Here is a 20,486-nt window from a genome sequence, read left to right as displayed (position 1 = left end):
TACACCCCTATAGTATGATGATAGCATATAAATAAAAAAAAATCCACTCTTTTTGAGTAGATTTTTATTTTTCCAATTCAACAGTTACTTTTAATCTCTTTAATCCTGTTTGAATAGCTTTTATTTTAAATTTGCTTATACCTTTAATCTCTAGAAGTTCCTCTGTAGAAGCTTCCTGTATCTTTGATAGATTTCCATAGTTATTTACAATTTTATCTATATCTCTTTTTGTTAATTTTGTTATCTTATCTAAAATTCTATACCCTTTTGGTGTCACTCTATTTCCTAAAGCGGAATAAGTTTTTCCATAGTCTAAAACCGCCGATAACTTTTCTAACTCTTTTAACTCATCATCGGTTAATTTGGATAATCTATCTGTTATCTCATCTAGATCAAAAGGTGCATTGGAATAGTTCCAATAATCTCTTAAAAAGTCCTCTTTTTCACTTTCAATATCCTGAATTAAATCGTTTAGATGCAATCTAACAAGTCTTCCATCCACACCTAGCTCAGTCATATACGCATTCATCTCTTGGAAAATTCTTGTTACCTTTTCAAATCTTTGTAGTACAACTGTTACCTCATATAGTGTCACTAAATCATCTAATTCAAGAATTGTTAAGTTCCCCAAAGCCTTATCCAAAACAAAACGATAACGCTCTAAAGTATTTAAGCCTTGAGACGCTTCTCCCATTAAATCAGGAGTATTTCTAAGTCTATGTTTCATCTCACCTTTGTATATTGTTACAACTTTTTTTCTTTCAGAAACAGCAATAACTAATTTGTCTGTTTGTTTAGCTACTCTTTGAGCTGTTCTATGTCTTGTTCCACTCTCATTTGTTGAAAATCTCATACTCGGTTGTAAATGAACGTTTGCAGAGTGTATTCTTGTTATATCAGAATCCAATATTATAGCTCCATCCATTTTACAAAGTTCAAATAATTTTTCAGGCGTATATTCACAATTTATCTCAAATCCACCATCCATAATCTTTTGAACTTCATTGTCTAAACCAACAACTATTAAAGCTCCCATTTCACCATCTAAAACGTTATGTATCCCCTCTCTTAACCTTGTTCCTGGAGCTAAAAGAGAAAGAATCTCTAAGAATTCTGGGTTATTCATCTTTACTCATCCTCTCTAAAAATTCTTCTAAATTTTTTAAATATATTATTTTTAATTTATAACTATTTTTTTCAATCTCTTTTCTATTTGCTTCAGGAACATATACACCTTTAAATCCCAACTTCTCTAACTCTCTCAATCTTTTATCTATAAAAAAGGCTTTTCTAATCTCGCCCCTTAATCCAAGCTCTCCTATAGCTGCTATTTTTTGGCTAATGGCCACATTTCTATATAGAGAAACTATAGATATCAGCGCTCCTAAATCTGCCGCTGGATCATTTATAGATAATCCACCTGGAATATTTATAAAAAGATCTTTCATTCCTAAATTTAATCCCATTCTCTTTTCAGCGATTGCTGTTAGAATTTGCATTCTATTTCTATCAAACCCTTGAACAATTCTCTTTGGGATTCCAATAGTACAATCGGTAAGTAGTGTTTGTATCTCCAGTAGAAAAACTTTGGTTCCCTCTAAAACTGGTACTACCATACTTCCAATATTTTTTTCATCTCTTTCACTTAAGAAAAATTCTGAAGAGTTCTTCACTTCATGTATACCTGTATCCTCCATACTGAATACGGCCAACTCATTTGTAGAACCAAATCTATTTTTTAAGCTTCTCAATATCCTGTAAAAAAGGCCCTCTTCCCCTTCAAAATGGAATACTGCATCAACCATATGCTCCAATAGCTTTGGTCCTGCTACTTTTCCATCCTTTGTTATATGCCCAACTATAAAAAATGAAACCTCATTTTTTTTAGCTAACTCAATTATTTTTAAAGTACACTCTCTTATTTGAGTTGGTGTTCCTGGAATAGAGTCCACCTCTGAATTATACAGTGTTTGAATGGAATCAACAATAACTATTTTAGGTTTTTTTGTAATGACATACTCATATATGCTTTGAATATCTGTCTCTGACATTAAATACAGATTTTCAGAGTAGATACCTAATCTCTCTCCTCTTGATTTTATCTGTGCAGGGGACTCCTCCCCTGAAACATACAATACATCTCCATAGGCTGTATACTCTTTAGCAGTTTGTAAAAGTAGCGTTGATTTTCCAATCCCTGGATTTCCAGTTATAAGTACAACCTCTCCCTTTACCAATCCACCGCCTAAAATTCTATCAAATTCAGATATTTTAGTTTTATACCTGAAATTCTTTTCTATTTGAACATTGGCAAAAGACACTACTTTTTCCTGTATGTTAATCAATGAGTTAGAGGACGATTTTATGCTTTTAGCTGCAACAGGGGATATTTCAATCTCCTCTTCAAAAGTTCCCCACTCTCCGCAACCATCACATTTTCCCATCCATTTTATAGTCTTAAAACCACATTCACTACACACATAAAAACTTTTTGTCTTTGCCATTCTTACTCCTTAAATCTTTTTTTTATTCTCTCTATCACATATTCATCCAAATAGTTATCCAACTTTCCATCATATAATGCTATCTCTCTAACCACAGAGGAACTTACATATAGATACTCCTTAGACGCTGGAATAAAAACTGTCTCTATATCCCCATTTGAAATATCATAATTTCCATAGGCTAAAGATAACTCATACTCATAGTCAATTACAGCCCTTAACCCTCTGATTATATATTTGCATCCTATCTCTTTCATATAGTTAACTAGAAGCCCACTATGTTCAACTACCTCTATATTTTCTATATCTTTTAAAGTTTCCTCAACCATCTCTTTACGCTCTGCTAAAGAGAAAAGTGTTTTCTTTGAGCCATTGTTTAAAACTGCAACTATCAGTTTATCACACATTTTACTGGCTCTTTTTATTATCTCTTTGTGTCCTTTTGTTATTGGATCAAAAGTCCCTGAATATAAGGCTAATTTCATTTGACACCTAACTTTCTAATATTATTTCATAATCTTTTAATAAATCTCTATTTTTACTAGTTATCTCAATTGATTTTCCTGAGTTTTGTAAAAGAGCTTTTATAAACTCCAAGTAAATCTCTTCAATTTTCTCTTTTACTGAAGGCTTTGTAACTATCTTTACTTTTTTTATATCTTTTTCCTCCACAATATCCTTTAACTCTTTTATTATATTTTCAACTATGGCTCTACTTCCCTTTATCTTTCCTGTCCCTTTACACATTGGACACTCATCTTGAAAGTAGTAACTAAGAGGCTTACCCAATCTCTTTCTTGTCATCTCAACCAGACCTAAATCGGTAAAATGAATTATATTTGTCTTAACTCTATCTTTGGCTAAACTTCTTTCTAGAGCTTCTAAAACTTTTTGTTTATCCTCTTCCACCTTCATATCAATAAAATCAATTATTATTATTCCACTGAGATTTCTTATTCTAAGCTGCCTCGCTATCTCCTCTGCTGCCTCAATATTCGTTTTAACAACAGTCTCTTCCAAGCTCATGCTACCTATATTTTTTCCAGTATTAACATCTATGCTTACCAATGCTTCTGTTTTTTCAATTACAATGGAACCTCCACACTCAAGCATAGTTGTTGGTTCTAAGGATTTTTCTATCTCTTTTTGAATTCCATATCTATAGAAAATCTCCTCTTTTTCAGTGTAGAGCTTTATCTTCATCTTAGGTATTCCCTCACTAAAAGCTCTCACATAGTCTATAATCTCCCAATATACATTTTCATTATCAACAATTATCTCATCTATATCATTTCCAATGATATCCCTTAGTACCTTACTCACAATACCATTATCCTTATATAGAAGTTCTCCTGTTTTAGTTTGCTTTATTTTAACCTCTATCTCTTCCCACTTTTTAATCAGATATTGTAACTCTTTTTCAAAGTGGTATATACTTTTTCCCTCTGCTGCCGTTCTTATGATAACTCCCATTCCCTCAGGAACTATCTCTGTAAACAACCTTTCTAACCTCTCTCTTTCCATCTCATCTTTTATCTTTTTAGATATAGCTATATGGTTGTTATTTGGCATCAAAACTAAAAATTTTCCCGGTATTGTATAGTGTGTTGTAACCCTGGCACCCTTACTGCCTCTTGGATCACTTAAAACCTGAACTACAACATCATCTCCAACATTTAATAGCTCCTCTATTGGTTTTACACTGTTAACTATCCCAGTCAAATATTTCTCTTCAAAATCTCTCAAATCCTTAACGTATAAAAATCCATTTTTTTCAAGTCCTATATTGACAAAAGCCGACTCCATTCCAGGTAAAACATTGGCAACTTTTCCTTTATATATATTACCGTTTAATGTCCCTTCTCCTTCTCTCTCAATATGAACTTCCATAACTTTTCCATTCTCTAAAACTGCTGCTCTTGTTTTAAATCTATTGGTGTTTATAATTATTTGGTTCATTTATCTCTCCCCTAAGAACCTGTTTCCATGAGTAAATCTTTTCATTGACTTTAATTGTATCTATTTCTAAACTATTATTTATTTTAACATTTAGATTTTTTCCTAACTTTTCTCTATTTATTTTATTTATTCCTACAATTTTGGAAACATTCCTTTCATTAGTCTCTACTTCTAACTTTTTCTCTCTATCATATATCTCTTTTAGAAAATCATAGTATATCTCTCCAACTACTAATTCACGAAAAGCTGGGTGAAATGGTCCCCCTAAGACATTTTCACTATCATTTAACTCCTCAGTTGGCTGTAAACCAACTCTTATGATATTTATATCATTAAAATCTAAAAGTGAATATATTTTTTTACATCTTTTTATTGCCTCTTCTAATGTCAATGGAATGTAGCTTCCCTTCCTAAACATATCTGCCATCTCTGTCTCTTTTATTACCAGTGTGGGATATATTCTAGCAATATTGGGCTCTAATTCAACTGTCTTTATAGCACTTAGAAAATCACTTTCATCTGTAGACCCTGGTAATCCTAACATAAGCTGTATTCCTAACTCTATACCAGCCTCTTTTATCAATTTTGAAGCTATATAAACTTTCTCCATAGGATAAAATCTATGTGTTTGAATCAGCACCTTTTCATCTAATGATTGAACTCCTAACTCCACAGTTGTCACTCCATATTTTTTAAGCATATCTACTATCTCTTTATCTATATAATCTGGTCTTGTAGATAGTCTTATCCCATCAATAAGACCATTTTTCATATATTCATAAACTACAGATAGATACTCCTCTTGCAATTTTATAGAAATTCCTGTAAAAGTTCCACCAAAAAAAGCCACCTCTTTCTTGGATTTTTTTGGAAGAGTTTTTAAGTATGTTTCAATTATACTTTTTATATCCTCCGTAGTGACATCTGTCTCTCTACCATTTATTTTTTTTTGATTACAGAAAACACAATCATTGGGGCATCCAAAATGACTTATAAAAATTGGAATATTATAGTGTTTCATAAAGTTTTACTCCTAGTTTTTTGCAGATATCTTTTGCTGCTGATTGCTCTGCACTCTTTTTATTCTTTCCTTTTCCATATCCCTTTAAATCATCTTTTATAACTGCAACAACCTCAAAAACCTTTAAATGATCTGGTCCCACTTCACTTACAACTTGATAAGTTGGTATTATTTTATACTCTTTTTGACTATACTCTTGCAATATTGTTTTAAAATCAAGTATATCCTCATTTTCATTTATATGCTCAATTGGATATTTTAAATATTTCATAGCTATATTTTTTGCTGTTGTAAAATCTGAATCTAAATATATAGCTCCCAGTATCGCTTCAAAAACATCTCCTAATATTGAGTTTCTCTCTCTTCCACCAGTTAACTCTTCACCTTTACTTAACATTAAATATTGACCAAAGTCTAAATTTTTAGATATCTTTGCCAACACTGGTTCACTTACTACCATAGCTTTTAATTTTGCTAAATCTCCCTCTAAAGCATTTGGATAACTTTTATACAAATACTCTGTCACAATAAGATCTAGAACTGCATCTCCCAGCAGTTCTAATCTCTCATTGTTTAATTTTCTGTATTTAGCGTGTTCATTACCAAAAGATCTATGGATAAGTGCATTTTTTAATAGTTCCTTATTATTAAAGGTATAACCTATTTTATCTTCTAATTCTAGATATGATCTTTTCACTTATCTTCTCCTTTTTTACTTGTATTTTCTCATTGCTATTACAGCATTATGTCCACCAAATCCCAATGAACTTGACATTCCAACTTCAATCTCTCTTTTTACCATATGGTTTGGAGTGTAGTTTAAATCCAATGCTGGATCTGGATTATCTAAGTTTATAGTTGGAGGTACTACTCCCTCTGCAATTGATAGAGCTAATATAACTCCCTCTATTCCACCTGCAGCTCCTAATCCATGTCCTGTAGCTCCCTTTGTTGAAGATACATTCATTTTATATGCCGCTTCACCAAAAGCGTCCTTTATAGCTGCTGTTTCATTTCTATCATTAGCTGGAGTTGATGTTCCATGAGCATTGATATATCCTACTTCTTCAGGTTTTATATCTCCCTCTTCCATAGCCATAACAAAGGCTCTTGTAGCTCCTTCTCCACCTTCAGCTGGAGATGTTATATGGTAAGCATCACAAGTCTCTCCATATCCAACCACTTCAGCATAGATTTTTGCTCCTCTAGCTTTTGCTGATTCTAACTCCTCTAATATAAGGATTCCTGCTCCCTCTCCCATAACAAATCCATCTCTGTCTGCTGTAAATGGTCTTGAAGCTTTCTCAGGCTCATCATTTCTAGTAGATAGAGCTTTCATATTAGCAAATGCGTTTATAGCAAACTTTGTTATACATGCCTCTGTTCCACCTGTAATCATAGCATCTGTTCTACCAGATTTTATCATTTCGTACGAGTCTCCAATTGAGTGAGTTCCAGCAGCACATGCTGTTACTACAGCTTTATTTGGTCCTTTTGCTCCAAAATATATTCCAACATTTCCCGATGCCATATTGTTTATCATAGCTGGAATTGTAAATGGAGATATTCTTCTTACACCTTTTTCTAGCATTGATCCATACTGCTCTTCAAAAACCTCTATTCCACCAATTCCTGATGATACAATTGTTCCAACCTTATTTGCGTTTTTTTCATCTATAACAAGACCTGAGTCCTCTAATGCCATTTTCGCAGCGGCAATTGCAAACTGTGTATTTCTAGCTAATTTTTTTACCTCTTTTTTCTCAATTCCAAACTCAGTTGGATCGAAATCAGTAACTTCTCCTGCTATTTTAACAGCACTTTCTGTTGTATCAAAAGATTTAATCTCTTTTATTCCACATTTTCCAGCCTTTATAGCTTCCCAAGATTTTTCCGTCCCAGTTCCCAGTGAAGTTATTAAACCAACTCCTGTTACAACTACTCTTCTCATTATTTATCCACCTCATTTATTATTTTTCCAAAAAATATAACTAAAGGGGTACTTTCATACCCCTTTAAATTTATCTTACTTATTTGCCTCAATGTAATTTACAACGTCTTGAACAGTTTTAATTTTTTCTGCTTCTGTATCAGGAATCTCTACGTCGAACTCCTCTTCGAAAGCCATTATTAACTCAACTGTATCCAATGAATCTGCTCCTAAATCCTCTACGAAGTTAGCCTCTAAAGTAACTTGATCAGCGTCAACTCCTAATTGCTCTACAACTATTTCTCTTATTTTATCTAACATATGTTTTCCTCCTAATTTTTAAATTATTTATATTAATATATTAGCAAATTTAATATATTTTTTCAAGTTTTATAATCTTTAAGATTATGCTAAATCTGAAAGTTTTTCAATATTGATAACCTCAATATCCTTATCTATTTTCTTAATTAAACCATTTAAAACTTTACCTGGTCCAACCTCATATACAGTAGTTACTCCTGCATCCTTTAAAGCCACGATTGTATCCACCCATTTTACAGGTCCAAAACTTTGTCTGTATAGCTCCTCTTTTAAAGCCTCTATATCTTTAATCTCTGTAGCTGTAGTATTTCCAATTAAAATAGTCTGTGAGTTCTCAAAATCAAATCCCTCTAGTGCTTCTTTTAATATCTCTCCAGCTGGTTGCATTAAGCTTGAATGAAATGGTCCTGACACAGATAACTCCATAGCTCTTCTTGCCCCTGCTTCTTTTAAAGCTACACAAGCTTTACCAATAGCCTCTTTCTCTCCAGCTATTACAGTTTGCTTTGGTTCATTAAAATTAACCGCTTCTACAACTCCATCTATCTCTTTTAAAGTTTCAACTATTTTATCAGCTTCAAGACCTATTATAGCTGCCATTGTTCCAGCTACCTCTCTTGATACCTCACTCATAGCTTTACCTCTTAAAGAGGTTAACTTCACTGCCTCTTCCATCGGTAAAAATCCAGCTGATCCTATTGCTGCATACTCACCAACAGAGTGTCCCGCTACATAATCAGGGTTTATCCCTTTTTCTCTCAATAGTTTTTCTAGGACTAAACTCATTGCCACTATAGCTGGTTGAGTATTTTTAGTATCTTTTAGTTCCTCTTCACTACCTTCAAACATAACTGCTTTTAAATCGAAATCTAAATTAGAGAATATTTTATCAAACTCTTTTCTAGCTAATTCGTTATTTTCATAAAGTTCTTTTCCCATACCAACATATTGTGTTCCTTGTCCTGGGAAAACAAAAGCTATTTTACTCATCTTAACTCCTTTTTTATAAATAACATATGTTTTTTAATATATCATATTATTTCTACTCTGTCAATTTTAAATTTAGTAAGACCACTTTATTATCATTGAAGCATACGTTAACCCAGCACCAAATCCTGTAAGTGCAATTGTATCTCCCTTTTTCACAAGTCCTTTTTCTAAAGCTTCACCTAAAGCTAATCCTATTGAAGCTGATGATGTATTTCCATATCTATTTAGATTTAAGTAGAACTTCTCCATAGGAATCTCAAGTCTTTTTGATGCAGCCTCTATTATTCTAACATTCGCTTGATGTGGGAATACCATATCTATATTTTCAGCCTTTAAATTAGCTCCCTCTAAAGCCTCTAAAGTTGCCTTTGGAAGTGCTTTAACAGCAAATTTAAACACATCTTGTCCCTTCATCTGTAAGAAGTTAGATCTCTCATCTAGTACCTCTTGGCTCAGTGGTTTTCTAGTTCCACCAGCTGGTGTTCTTAAAGCTCCCTTTACATCTGCTTCCGCTCCTAAGAATTGAGATATCATTCCATACCCCTCTTCCACTTCTGCAACCACTGCTGCTGCCGCTCCATCTCCAAATAGAACACATGTATTTCTATCCTGCATATCCACGCATTTAGACAGAACTTCCGCCCCTATTACTAGGATTCTTTTATTCATTCCAGAAGCAATTAATCCCTTTGCCATTGTAAGTGCATATACAAATCCACTACATGCTGCATTTATATCCACTGCTGCCGCATTTACAGCTCCTATTAACTCTTGCACCACACACGCTGTACTTTGAATTGGATAATCTGGAGTTGTTGTTGCTAAAATTATCATATCTATCTCTTCTGCAGAGATTCCAGCTTTTTCTAAAGCTCTCTTTGAAGCCTCTGCTCCAAGGTCTGATGTAGCTTGATCTGCACTTGCAAATCTTCTTTCCTCTATTCCAGTTCTAGTTCTAATCCACTCATCTGATGTATCTATAATTTTCTCAAAATCAAAATTTGTCATTACATTTTCTGGAACATAAGTTCCTAACCCTATTATACCTACATTTTTAAGCTTCATCGCTTCCTCCTTGATTGTGTTGTCTCATTACCTCTGTTAATCTATCTATAAATTTGTCCTCTGCAAACTTATTGGCAACCTTTAAAGCATTTTTTATTCCTCTAGCTGAAGAGTTTCCATGAGCTTTTATGGAAATACCATTTATCCCTAAAAATAGAGCTCCTCCATACTCAGATGAATCCAACTTTCTTTTTAAATTTTTAAAAATAGGTTTTAGTAATAGAGCTCCTATTTTTCCTAATAGGCTTTTTTCAATCTCATCTTTTAATATAGAGAATATAAACTTAGCTGTTCCCTCTGCTGTTTTTAAAACCATATTTCCTGTGAAACCATCTGTTACAACAATATCAACTTCTCCATCCATCATCTCTCTACTCTCTATGTTACCTATGAAGTTTATTCTATCATTATTTTTTAGAAGATTAAAGGCTTCTCTTGTATTTTCATTACCTTTTCCCTCTTCCGTTCCAATATTGAGCAATCCTACCCTCGGATTAGTCACTCCAAACATCTCCTCATAGTATAATGAACCCATTATTCCAAACTGATTTATAAATTCTGGTCTACAGTCTGCATTTGCTCCAACGTCCATTAAAACAATATCTCTTTTCTTACTTGGAAATATAGTTGTTATAGCCGGTCTTAAAACTCCCTTAATCCTTCTTAGTTTCAATTGACTCGCACTGATAAGAGCCCCTGTATTCCCAGCTGAAACTGATGCTGCAACCTCACCTGATTTAACTAACTCTAACATTCTATTCATAGATGAATCTTTTTTTGTTTTTACAGCTAATATGGGATCATCTGTCATCTCAATTACTTCTCTAGCATCAAAAATCTCTATTCTATCTTTATCATAAGTATATTTTTTTAATTCTTCCTCTATCTTCTCTTTCTTTCCAACTAAAACCACAGTTAAGTTTTTCAGTTCATCTAAAGCTTGAACTGCACCCTTCACTGTTTCAAATGGTGCGAAATCTCCACCCATGGCATCTAAAGCGATTCTCATAATTTCTCCTCAATCAATATATAATTATTAAATATTATACCATATTTTGGGAAATAAAAAAAAGCAAGATTTAACTATCCCGCTTTTTTTTATAAGATATTACTCTACTTCAGTAGCTAATACTTGCTTTCCGTTGTAATCTCCACATGCAAGACAAACTCTGTGTGGTCTTCTTGGTGCTCCACATTTGTCACAAGTAGCTAAAGTAGAACCTGTTAATGCGTGGTGAGATCTTCTCATGTTTTTCTTAGCTTTCGAAGTTTTCTTCTTAGGTACTGCCATCTTAGTTTCCCTCCTAATACATTCATATTTAAAAATTTAAAATTTTATGTCTAATAATTGCTGCCATCTTGGGTCAACATCCTCTTTTGAGTATTTCTCTACTTCAGAAGTATCTGAACACTCTGGAAGACATGCCTCATATTGTGACAAATCAAGTATTATATATTCTCTAACCAGATCAGAGATATTTATTTCGCTATTTATAGCTTCTTCAAAATGTTTGTCTCCAAACTCCTCTTCTGGCTTCAGACTAGACATGTATTTAGTGTAATCCTTTGGATCTAGATATTCACCTTTAAACTCTCCTTGAATCAAAGGCTCAATCTCTGCCAAACATCTAACACACTCTAATCTTAGTACTGCTCTATAAGACCCTTCAACTACATAACTATTTCCCTCTTTATAGGCTTTTCCTTTTATAGTTACACCCTCTGGAGTGTCCATAGAATCCATAGTCTTTTCAATATAATCAAAGGTTACCTCTGATTCATTAATAATTTCACTAAGCTTGATTATCAATGTTATCCTCCTTATAATTACAATACCTTAATATTTTACTAGTTTTTTTAGAGGTTGTCAAGTAATTTTTCTTAACAACCCTTTATATTTTATACATTGAATAAAAACTCCATTAAGTCTCCATCTTTTACAATATACTCTTTTCCTTCTAATCTTAGAACTCCAGCTTCTTGAGCACCTTTCCATCCAGAATACTTTATAAAATCCTCATATGCTACAACTTTTGCTCTAATAAATCCTCTTTCAAAATCTGTGTGGATCTCTCCAGCTGCCTTTGGAGCTGTATCTCCAATTCTTATAGTCCAAGCTCTTACCTCTTTAACTCCAGCTGTGAAATAAGTTTGTAATCCTAAAAGCTTAAATCCTGCTCTGATTAATCTATTTAATCCTGGCTCTTCAACTCCTAAAGCCTCTAAGAAGTCCTTTTTGTCCTCCTCTTCCATCTCTTGAAGTTCAGACTCCACTTTTGCAGAAACAACTACAACCTCTGCTCCTAAGTTTGCTGCATACTCTCTCACTTTTTCCACATACTCGTTTCCAGTTGCTAACTCATCCTCTGATACGTTAGCTGCAAACATCATTGGTTTTTGTGTTAAAAGTTGATATGTTCTCATTAACTCCTGCTCCTCTGGAGTTAAAGTTAATGTTCTTAACATCTTATACTCATCTAAATGAGCCTTACATTTTTCTAAAACTGGCATTAAAACTAATGCTTCTTTATTTTTTGACTTAAATAACTTAGATTGCTTCTCTATAGCCTTTTCAATAGTTTCCATATCAGCTAAGATCAACTCTCCATTGATAATCTCTATATCTCTTATTGGATCTACACTTCCACTTACGTGAATTATGTTCTCATCCTCAAAACATCTAACAACTTGACAAATTGCAGCAGTACTTCTAATATTTGATAGGAACTTATTTCCTAATCCTTCACCTTTTGCTGCTCCTTCAACTAACCCTGCAATATCCACAAACTCAACTGTAGCTTGTTGGATTCTTTGAGGATTTATTATTTTTGCTAACTCATCTAATCTTTGATCTGGAACTGTTACCATTCCTACGTTTGGCTCTATTGTACAAAACGGATAGTTCGCCGCTTCTGCCGCTCCAGCTTTTGTTATTGCATTAAAAAGAGTTGACTTTCCTACATTTGGAAGTCCTACTATTCCTATACCTATCATTTTAGAGATTCCTCCTGAAATTTTATTTTACTTTAGATTTTACCATATATAAAATCTTTTGTAAATAAAAAAACCCTCACTTTATTTTAGTAAGGGTTCAAATTTTTATGCTTTTTCACCTACAAAACTCTCTTGTGTTGCTTTTTTTAATCTTACTTTTGGCTCACTTGGTAATCCAAATCTTGGAATAAATCTATCCAACCCTGTTAAAGTTGCGATTAAAATTGATGATACAGCAATCAGAGCTAAGAAATTAAATTTTATTATATCCATTGCACTAAATTTATATAGTGGATATACAGCTTGAGCTATTCCTAAATAGAATCCAATATATACGTGCCATGGGATTAACTGTGATCCAAACACTCCTAGGGCATCACTGAATGTTGCATTTCTAAGTCTCAATGTCTCAATATCCTCTGGTGACCCCTCAACATTTTTCTCAACAATCTCTCTTATAATTGGTCCCATAGTAACTATTTGTGCCATCTCATCAGCTAGACCTGCATTACCTAATATTGATAATACTCCATTACAGAACATCAATTGTCTTACATTTTTAGATACTGAAACCACTATATTTGAAAGTGGTCTAAATGCATCCATCAGTTTCATTATTCCACCGAATGCCGCAACCCACATCATCATTACAATTACCCATGAACCTGCACCTTCAAACCCTGAATATAATAGGTTTAAAAACGCTCCTGTGCTCTCTACAGTCCCTGCAAGCATTCCCAGTGCGTATGCTGCAAATATACCTATAAATAAACATAGTAGTGTTGTTAATCCTTTAAATGCCGCTATTAAAACAAGCACTAAAGGGATTATCATATAAGTTGGTACACCTGTTTTTACTTGATTTAAAAGTGTCACTGCTGACTCTCTTTTTTCAGCCAGTACTGTCCAAACCTCTTCAGGTATCTGTCCAATAGCTGTTGCTGCATCACCTGTTGTTGTTGGTAATCCCATCACAACTCCAGCCACATAAAAAGCCACTATTCCTAAAATTAAAACTAATCCTGACCAATACCCCTGATGTCTTATTCTCTTGATTACTTCAACTTTTTGAATTCCAGAACTCACTATTGTCGTATCTGATATAAGTCCTATATTATCTCCAAAACAAGCTCCTCCAGCTATTGCTCCCACAGTCAAAGCTATATTTCCTCCCACAATGTGGTTAAGCCATAAAAATATCGGTGCACATGCTGCAAATGTTCCCCAGCTTGTTCCTGTTGCTATTGATAGAACCGATGTTACAACTATTCCTACAACTGCAACTGTTCTTCCAGTCAATCCAACATTTAGAGCTAAGTTTATAATTGACGCTCCAACTCCTGTGGACATAAATACCTCTGCCATGGCATAAGCTACCATCAATATAAAGAATGCAACCTGCATCTCTTTGGCATTATTTATAACTGCCTCTATTATATCATTCACCTTTTTCTTTTCCACAAAACCTGCCACCAACGCTGCATAAACTGTTGCTATTGGTGCTGCGATTAACGCATCATATCCCATAAACATCATCATTGCCAATACCGCAACTGGACTTAATTTCAATAGTTCTGTTATTCTGTTCATCCTAAAACCTCCAAGTTTAATTTTATTAATTTAGTTTCACTGAAATTTTAGGTAAAAAAAACTACCGTATAAAAAATACGGTAGCTAATCTGCAAAATATATCACAAATTTTTGGATAGCACAACATCAGAGTTCATCTGATGACAGTCATATAAATATTCTTTATATGCCCAACAGGAGCCTTTGACATAACTCCCATTTCGGCGAATCTCCCTTTCTCTTAATTTCAACGCTCTGTCCAGCTCCTTTAAGATACTCCTGCAATTCGCAACCTCTACCTAAAATATTAAATTTTTGAAACTTTTAAATTATAGTATCACTATTTTTTTGCTCTGTCAATTATTTTTTTATTAAAGAAACTCCGTTCATTTCAGCAGGTTTCTCAATATTTAATATCTCTAACATTGTTGGAGCCACATCAGCTAACTTACCGTGGTTCAATTCTCCTTTAAAATTGTTAGAAACATAGATAAATGGAACTTCATTAGTTGTATGTGCAGTGAATGCCTCATGAGTTACTGGATCTTCCATTTTTTCTGCATTTCCATGATCAGCTGTTATCAGTACAGTTCCATCTAACTCTAAAACTTTATTTACAATCTCTCCCACACCTTTATCAACAGCTTTTATAGCTTTTACAGCTGCATCAAATACACCTGTATGCCCAACCATATCTGGGTTGGCAAAGTTCATGATAATAACATCATACTTATCAGAGTTTAAAGCCTCTAAAACTTTTTTAGTAAGCTCAGGAGCTGACATCTCAGGTTGTAAATCATAAGTTGCTACCTTTGGAGATGCCACTAAAATTCTTTCCTCACCTTTAAATTCAGTCTCTTTTCCACCATTGAAGAAGAATGTAACGTGAGCGTATTTTTCAGTCTCAGCAGTTCTTAATTGAGTTAAATTATGCTCAGCTATAATCTCTCCTAAAGTATTGATGATATCCTTATCCTCATATATAATCTCAGCGTCAATAGTTGAGTCATACTGTCTCATACAGTAATATTTAGGCTCTAAATACTCTCTTTGGAACCCTTTAAAATCCTTATCTGTTAAGGCTCTTGTTATCTGTCTAGCTCTGTCTGGTCTAAAGTTAAAGTTGATTACAACATCTCCCTTTTTAACCTCTCCAGCTTTTGTTAATAAAACTGGTTTTATAAACTCATCAGTTACCTTTTCAGCGTATGAATCCTCTATAACTTGCTCTGGAGTTTTCTCTGTTACTGATACTTTTCCAGCTATAGCATCATATGCTTTCTCCGTTCTATCCCAGTTTGTATCTCTATCCATTGAGAAATATCTTCCAGAAATAGTGGCAATCTCTCCCACTCCAATCTCTTTTATTTTCTCCTCTAACTTTTTCATAAACTCTAATCCAGAAGTAGGTGCTGTATCTCTTCCATCCATAAATGCATGGATATATACCTTAGTTAACCCAGTCTTCTTGGCCATCTCTAGTAATCCAAATAGATGATTTATATGAGAGTGAACTCCTCCATCTGATAAAAGTCCCATAAAATGAATACCTTTATCATTTTCTTTAGCATAGTTAAATGCCTCTACTACTTTTGCTTTTTCAAAGAACTCTCCATCTCTAATCTCTTTTGTAATCTCTACAAGTGGTTGATAAACAACTCTTCCTGCACCTAAGTTTAAGTGTCCTACCTCAGAGTTCCCCATCTGTCCCTCTGGTAATCCAACAGCCTCTCCAGACGCCTTTATCAATGTATGTGGGTATGTTTTAAATAATCTCTCAAAGTTCTCTGGTTTTGCTTCTGCAATAGCATTTTTTTCCGCTGAATTTGGGTTGTATCCCCAACCATCAAGAACCATTAACATTAAAGGTTTTTTAGCCATTTGTAGCCTCCTATTTTTTATTATCTTGCTCCTGCTTTTATAACTTGGATAAATGTAGGTGCATCTAATGAAGCTCCTCCTACAAGTCCACCATCTATATCTTCCATAGCTAATAACTCCGCTGCGTTTTTAGCATTCATTGATCCTCCATATTGGATTGTGATCTCTGCTGCTGCCTCTGCACCAAACATTGCTGCTAAAACATCTCTAATCTCTTTATGAGTCTCTTCTGCCATCTCAGGTGTAGCTGTTTTTCCAGTTCCTATAGCCCATACTGGCTCATATGCCACAACAACTTTAACTGCCTCTTCAGGTGTTAATCCTGCCATTCCCTCTCTAACTTGCTTTTCATTTACTTCAGCTGTTTTTCCAGCTTCTCTATCCTCTAACTTTTCTCCTATACATAGGATTGGAATTAAGTCATGAGCTAAAGCTGATTTTACTTTCTCGTTGATGAATGCATTTGATTCATGGAAGTACTCTCTTCTCTCTGAGTGTCCTAAGATAACATATTTTACTCCAATCTCTTTTAACATAACTGGTGAAACCTCTCCAGTGTATGCTCCAGAGTCCTTTGGATGCATATTTTGTGCAGCTATTGCCACATTTGATCCCTCAACAGTTTTCACTGCTGATTCTAAAGCTGTGAATGGAGCTCCTATTACAATCTCAACTCCTTCTACACCCTTTGTTAACTCTTTTAACTCTGATAATGTAGCTTTTGTTTCTGCTACTGTTTTATTCATTTTCCAGTTTCCTGCGATTATTGTTTTTCTCATTGATTTCTCCCTCCAAAACTTTTTGTTGATTTTAATTTTATAATATCATAATTTCGTCTTTTTTAACACGCACCATATTGTCTATATTTTTATCCTATTTTGAGTACTTTTTTCTCTAATTTAAGAATTTCTTTTTGCTCTCCTCTTTTAGTACCTCTTTTAAATAGTCTTTTGAATTTATAAGTAGATCTTCAACTAAAGGCACAATAGCTCCCTCTAAAATCTCTAAAAGTTCCACAAAATCCTCTTTTTTAAAAGCTTCAAAAGACTCCTCTGCATATTTTTTAAACTCCTGTGCATACTCATTGTAATCAGAGTATAAAAGATCTATAGCTGTGGCCTCTTTTAAAGATAAAACTATCCCTAATACCCACTCAACAAAGCTAACCATCTCTATTATTCTTGACAGATCTTGAGCGTCCTCCTCCAACTCATCAAAGTTTTCAAAGAATCTTTCTGTATATGGCTCCAAAAGATATAGGGATTCTATTAATATCTCTCTATGTGAACGAGTTGTTAACTCTAAAACCTTCACTTTTTTATTCAAAGGTAATGATTTCCCATCTACCATCTCCCCATCCAGTTTTAATTCAACTATAACTTCGCCATGCTTTATAACATTTGCTTCTATTTTCTCCAATACATTTAACAATTTGGTGTTTTTTATTCCAATATCTATCTTTTCACCATTTATAAAAATCTCCATTTCCACCCATCCTTAATTTTAGTCATTTGAAATATTCTCTAACTACAGCCACTGTAAAAAAAACCACATTTTTTACTCCTTGATTTTCCAAAAGCTCTCTTTCTAACTCTTTTAATGTTGAACCTGTAGTAACAATATCATCCACTATCAATATATTTTTCTGAGAGTAATCTTTCTCAATTTTAAAGATATTTCTCACATTTTGCTCTCTCTCTTTACGACTTTTGAGTCTATACATATGCTCTGTATTTCTAACTCTTTCTATGCTCTCAAACTGTATATTGGATGATTTTAAAATCTCATCAACTTGATTGTAGCCTCTTTCTAAAAATCTTCTTTTATTTATAGGTACGGATACTATCACATCTATGCGCTCTTTTTCCACTATTTTTTCTATTGAAACTCTCACATACTTACTTAGACTGTCTGAAATACCTTTTCTGTTTTTAAATTTCAAGTCAAAGATTATTTTTTTTATATCCGTATAGTAATATAGATAATACAGATCTTCTCTTTGTTTTAGAACGCTCATTTTTTCAAGTTTTATTACACAACTAGAACATAAATAACCCTTAGATTCAAGGGAGCAACCACACAAAGAACAGGTGTTGTCAAATAAAGCCATCCTAAGGAGTCGCCTTAGCATACCTTTTCCCTTTTTTATTTTTTACGAACTCTTTATCAACTATTTTAGCTGAATAAAATTCAGTATAACCGCACTCTACACATGTTTTAACATAGTAAGTTCCTATCTCTATTTTTAATCCAGGGCTTTTTTCTGGTATTACTGCAGTTTTGACTATATATCTATCACTTCCACATTTTAAACATCTATATTCCAAGTTCATCACCCCAAAAAATATTCTTAATCCAACTTAACTCTTCTCCTAAAAAAACAATTGCATCAAAACGTATTTTTTCACTCTCTAGCCTATTTTTCTTTATAAACTCTTTTGCTGTAATATATATTTTGCCTCTTTTTTTTCTATCTATCGCTTCCTGTGGCAATCCAAAAAATCCATTTTTCCTATATTTAACTTCAAAAAAAACAAGAGTAGTATTTTCATATCCGATTATGTCTATCTCACCAAAGGCACCCTGATAGTTTGTGTCCACTATTTTTATACCAACACCCTCTAAATATTTTTTACCTTTATCTTCATACTCCTTACCCTTGCTTCTTCTATCCATTTTATTTACTCTCCTAAAATTTTCTTTAAGAAACTTTTTCTATGAACTCCTTCAATTGGCCCTTTTGTCAATATAACTTCACGATGAACCTTTGTTCCATATCCCTTGTGTTTTTCAAATGTATACTCTGGATAAGATTTTGCCATATCTAGCATCATTCTGTCTCTTGTAACCTTAGCGATTATTGATGCTGCCGCTATTGCTAGACTTTTTGAATCTCCTTTTATAACTGGTAGTTGTTCCCCATCATACTCTCTGATTTTATGATTCCCATCAACTAACACCTTTTCAAAAGAAACCTCTCCCTCTATTTGAGAGAGTGCTCTTCTCATGGCTAAAAAAGTGGCATTTAATATATTTATCTCATCTATTTCCTCAACTGTGGCTACTCCAACTCCCACATGGAAACTCTCCATTATAATATCAAATAGCTCCTCTCTCGCTTTCTCTGTTAATTTTTTGGAATCATTTATTCTATTTAATTTTTTATCGTATTTTTTTAATTTGGCTACAGCTGCTACTACTGGACCTGCTAAAGGACCTCTTCCAGCTTCGTCCACACCCACTATATCTCCATTTTCCAAATCAAAATTATACATCTCATTCTCTATTTTCATTCTATCTCCATTATTCATAATTTGTACCTATTTTTTTTATTTTTCCTTTATTATTTATACAATCTTGAAATCTTAGTTAAATCTAATTTTAATCTCTTTGCAACACTTTTAAAATCCTCTTTTAAATCTCCCAATACCACCATCTCACTGTTTGTTATTGGATGCATAAATCTCAGATAATATGAGTGAAGCATCTGACGTTTAGCGATATCTGAGTTGTTTCCATATGTTATATCACCCAGAATAGGATGATTTAAACTTTTCATATGAACTCTTATTTGATGAGTTCTTCCTGTTTCAATACCCACATCCACTAGAGAAAAACCAGGTACACTGTCAATAACCTCATAGTTTGTTATAGCTATCTTACCATTTTCATCTACAACTGCCATTTTTTTTCTATCCTTAGGATCTCTTCCAATTAACGTTTCAACTCTTCCACTTAGATTTTTAAAATTTCCTTTACATATACAAACGTATCTTTTTTCAATAGTCTTATCTTTAAACATATCTGTCAGTTTTACATGGGCTAAATCATTCTTAGCTATAACTATAAGTCCACTTGTATCCTTATCCAATCTGTGTACAATCCCCGGTCTGATCACACCATTTATCGTTGAGAGATCCTTTATATGATAGAGAACAGCATTCACTAAAGTTCCAGTGTAATACCCTTGAGCTGGGTGCACTATAACTCCTGCATCTTTATTTATAATAACCAAATCTTTATCTTCGTATACAATATCTATAGGTAAGTTTTCTGGTAAAACTTCCAATATTTCATCCTCTGGAATCTTTACAACTATTTTTTCCTTTCCTTTTAATCTATTTCCACTTTTTGTTTTACTTTTGTTATCAATAACTACACTTTCATTATCTATTAACTTTTGTATATAACTTCTTGTAGCATCCTCAAAAAACTCACTTAAAAAAGCGTCTAATCTCTTTCCTTTATCCTC

23 protein-coding genes and 1 riboswitch are annotated in these 20,486 nt (G+C 33.5%); all 23 genes read right to left on the bottom strand.

Features of this window, described 5'->3' with window-relative positions:
- Positions 1 to 64 precede the first annotated feature (64 nt).
- Positions 65 to 1,126: a DNA integrity scanning diadenylate cyclase DisA gene (gene disA / locus ACMOUI_RS05990; protein WP_418964821.1), complete on the bottom strand. Its 1,062-nt coding sequence runs from the start codon at positions 1,124 to 1,126 to the stop codon at positions 65 to 67.
- On the bottom strand, positions 1,119 to 2,504 hold the full coding sequence (radA, locus tag ACMOUI_RS05985; RefSeq protein ID WP_418964820.1) for a DNA repair protein RadA: 1,386 nt from the start codon (positions 2,502 to 2,504) through the stop codon (positions 1,119 to 1,121). Before radA ends, disA begins: the two co-directional genes overlap by 8 nt.
- A gap of 2 nt (positions 2,505 to 2,506) precedes the next feature.
- Positions 2,507 to 2,989, bottom strand: a complete 483-nt coding sequence (gene coaD / locus ACMOUI_RS05980; protein WP_418964819.1) for a pantetheine-phosphate adenylyltransferase — start codon at positions 2,987 to 2,989, stop codon at positions 2,507 to 2,509.
- A 7-nt stretch (positions 2,990 to 2,996) separates the two neighbouring features.
- On the bottom strand, positions 2,997 to 4,463 hold the full coding sequence (locus ACMOUI_RS05975) for an Rne/Rng family ribonuclease (RefSeq protein ID WP_418964818.1): 1,467 nt from the start codon (positions 4,461 to 4,463) through the stop codon (positions 2,997 to 2,999).
- The gene (locus tag ACMOUI_RS05970) at positions 4,435 to 5,484 is read right to left on the bottom strand and encodes an elongator complex protein 3 (RefSeq protein ID WP_418964817.1); all 1,050 of its coding nucleotides are present in this window, start codon (positions 5,482 to 5,484) and stop codon (positions 4,435 to 4,437) included. The genes ACMOUI_RS05975 and ACMOUI_RS05970 overlap by 29 nt, the downstream gene beginning before the upstream one ends.
- Positions 5,471 to 6,181, bottom strand: a complete 711-nt coding sequence (rnc, locus tag ACMOUI_RS05965) for a ribonuclease III (RefSeq protein WP_418964816.1) — start codon at positions 6,179 to 6,181, stop codon at positions 5,471 to 5,473. Before rnc ends, ACMOUI_RS05970 begins: the two co-directional genes overlap by 14 nt.
- A gap of 15 nt (positions 6,182 to 6,196) precedes the next feature.
- A complete protein-coding gene (gene fabF, locus ACMOUI_RS05960; protein ID WP_418964815.1) occupies positions 6,197 to 7,435 on the bottom strand; it encodes a beta-ketoacyl-ACP synthase II in 1,239 nt (412 codons plus the stop codon).
- A 75-nt stretch (positions 7,436 to 7,510) separates the two neighbouring features.
- A complete protein-coding gene (acpP, locus tag ACMOUI_RS05955) occupies positions 7,511 to 7,735 on the bottom strand; it encodes an acyl carrier protein (RefSeq protein ID WP_256690776.1) in 225 nt (74 codons plus the stop codon).
- A gap of 84 nt (positions 7,736 to 7,819) precedes the next feature.
- Positions 7,820 to 8,725, bottom strand: coding sequence for an ACP S-malonyltransferase (fabD, locus tag ACMOUI_RS05950; RefSeq protein ID WP_418964814.1), 906 nt, complete (start codon positions 8,723 to 8,725; stop codon positions 7,820 to 7,822).
- A gap of 72 nt (positions 8,726 to 8,797) precedes the next feature.
- Positions 8,798 to 9,790: a beta-ketoacyl-ACP synthase III gene (locus ACMOUI_RS05945; RefSeq protein WP_418964813.1), complete on the bottom strand. Its 993-nt coding sequence runs from the start codon at positions 9,788 to 9,790 to the stop codon at positions 8,798 to 8,800.
- The gene (plsX, locus tag ACMOUI_RS05940) at positions 9,780 to 10,799 is read right to left on the bottom strand and encodes a phosphate acyltransferase PlsX (protein ID WP_418964812.1); all 1,020 of its coding nucleotides are present in this window, start codon (positions 10,797 to 10,799) and stop codon (positions 9,780 to 9,782) included. Before plsX ends, ACMOUI_RS05945 begins: the two co-directional genes overlap by 11 nt.
- A gap of 99 nt (positions 10,800 to 10,898) precedes the next feature.
- Positions 10,899 to 11,081 carry a 50S ribosomal protein L32 gene (gene rpmF / locus ACMOUI_RS05935; RefSeq protein ID WP_023051690.1) on the bottom strand — a complete coding sequence of 61 codons (183 nt, stop codon included), beginning with the start codon at positions 11,079 to 11,081 and terminating at the stop codon, positions 10,899 to 10,901.
- Positions 11,082 to 11,117: 36 nt separating this feature from the next.
- A complete protein-coding gene (locus ACMOUI_RS05930) occupies positions 11,118 to 11,600 on the bottom strand; it encodes a YceD family protein (RefSeq protein ID WP_418964811.1) in 483 nt (160 codons plus the stop codon).
- 89 nt (positions 11,601 to 11,689) lie between these two features.
- The gene (gene ychF, locus ACMOUI_RS05925) at positions 11,690 to 12,784 is read right to left on the bottom strand and encodes a redox-regulated ATPase YchF (RefSeq protein ID WP_418964810.1); all 1,095 of its coding nucleotides are present in this window, start codon (positions 12,782 to 12,784) and stop codon (positions 11,690 to 11,692) included.
- A gap of 105 nt (positions 12,785 to 12,889) precedes the next feature.
- Positions 12,890 to 14,365: a Na+/H+ antiporter NhaC family protein gene (locus ACMOUI_RS05920; RefSeq protein WP_418964830.1), complete on the bottom strand. Its 1,476-nt coding sequence runs from the start codon at positions 14,363 to 14,365 to the stop codon at positions 12,890 to 12,892.
- 117 nt (positions 14,366 to 14,482) lie between these two features.
- Positions 14,483 to 14,659: riboswitch (Lysine riboswitch) on the bottom strand.
- 54 nt (positions 14,660 to 14,713) lie between these two features.
- Positions 14,714 to 16,234 carry a 2,3-bisphosphoglycerate-independent phosphoglycerate mutase gene (gene gpmI / locus ACMOUI_RS05915; protein WP_418964809.1) on the bottom strand — a complete coding sequence of 507 codons (1,521 nt, stop codon included), beginning with the start codon at positions 16,232 to 16,234 and terminating at the stop codon, positions 14,714 to 14,716.
- A 20-nt stretch (positions 16,235 to 16,254) separates the two neighbouring features.
- Positions 16,255 to 17,013, bottom strand: a complete 759-nt coding sequence (gene tpiA / locus ACMOUI_RS05910) for a triose-phosphate isomerase (RefSeq protein WP_418964808.1) — start codon at positions 17,011 to 17,013, stop codon at positions 16,255 to 16,257.
- A gap of 115 nt (positions 17,014 to 17,128) precedes the next feature.
- Positions 17,129 to 17,719: a hypothetical protein gene (locus tag ACMOUI_RS05905; protein WP_418964807.1), complete on the bottom strand. Its 591-nt coding sequence runs from the start codon at positions 17,717 to 17,719 to the stop codon at positions 17,129 to 17,131.
- A 22-nt stretch (positions 17,720 to 17,741) separates the two neighbouring features.
- Complete coding sequence (locus tag ACMOUI_RS05900; protein ID WP_418964806.1) at positions 17,742 to 18,251, bottom strand: ComF family protein; 510 nt, start codon at positions 18,249 to 18,251, stop codon at positions 17,742 to 17,744.
- A gap of 94 nt (positions 18,252 to 18,345) precedes the next feature.
- Entirely contained in the window at positions 18,346 to 18,567 is a 222-nt protein-coding gene (locus ACMOUI_RS05895; RefSeq protein ID WP_418964805.1) for a zinc ribbon domain-containing protein, read from the bottom strand.
- On the bottom strand, positions 18,551 to 18,910 hold the full coding sequence (locus ACMOUI_RS05890) for a YraN family protein (protein ID WP_418964804.1): 360 nt from the start codon (positions 18,908 to 18,910) through the stop codon (positions 18,551 to 18,553). The genes ACMOUI_RS05895 and ACMOUI_RS05890 overlap by 17 nt, the downstream gene beginning before the upstream one ends.
- A 5-nt stretch (positions 18,911 to 18,915) precedes the next feature.
- The gene (locus ACMOUI_RS05885; RefSeq protein WP_418964803.1) at positions 18,916 to 19,527 is read right to left on the bottom strand and encodes a ribonuclease HII; all 612 of its coding nucleotides are present in this window, start codon (positions 19,525 to 19,527) and stop codon (positions 18,916 to 18,918) included.
- A gap of 50 nt (positions 19,528 to 19,577) precedes the next feature.
- A partial coding sequence (locus ACMOUI_RS05880; protein ID WP_418964802.1) for an RluA family pseudouridine synthase occupies positions 19,578 to 20,486 on the bottom strand: 909 nt, incomplete at its 5' end.

The sequence above is a fragment of the Cetobacterium sp. genome (assembly GCF_048470075.1).
Taxonomy (GTDB): Bacteria; Fusobacteriota; Fusobacteriia; order Fusobacteriales; family Fusobacteriaceae; genus Cetobacterium_A.
This window is presented reverse-complemented; position numbering and strand designations above follow the sequence as displayed.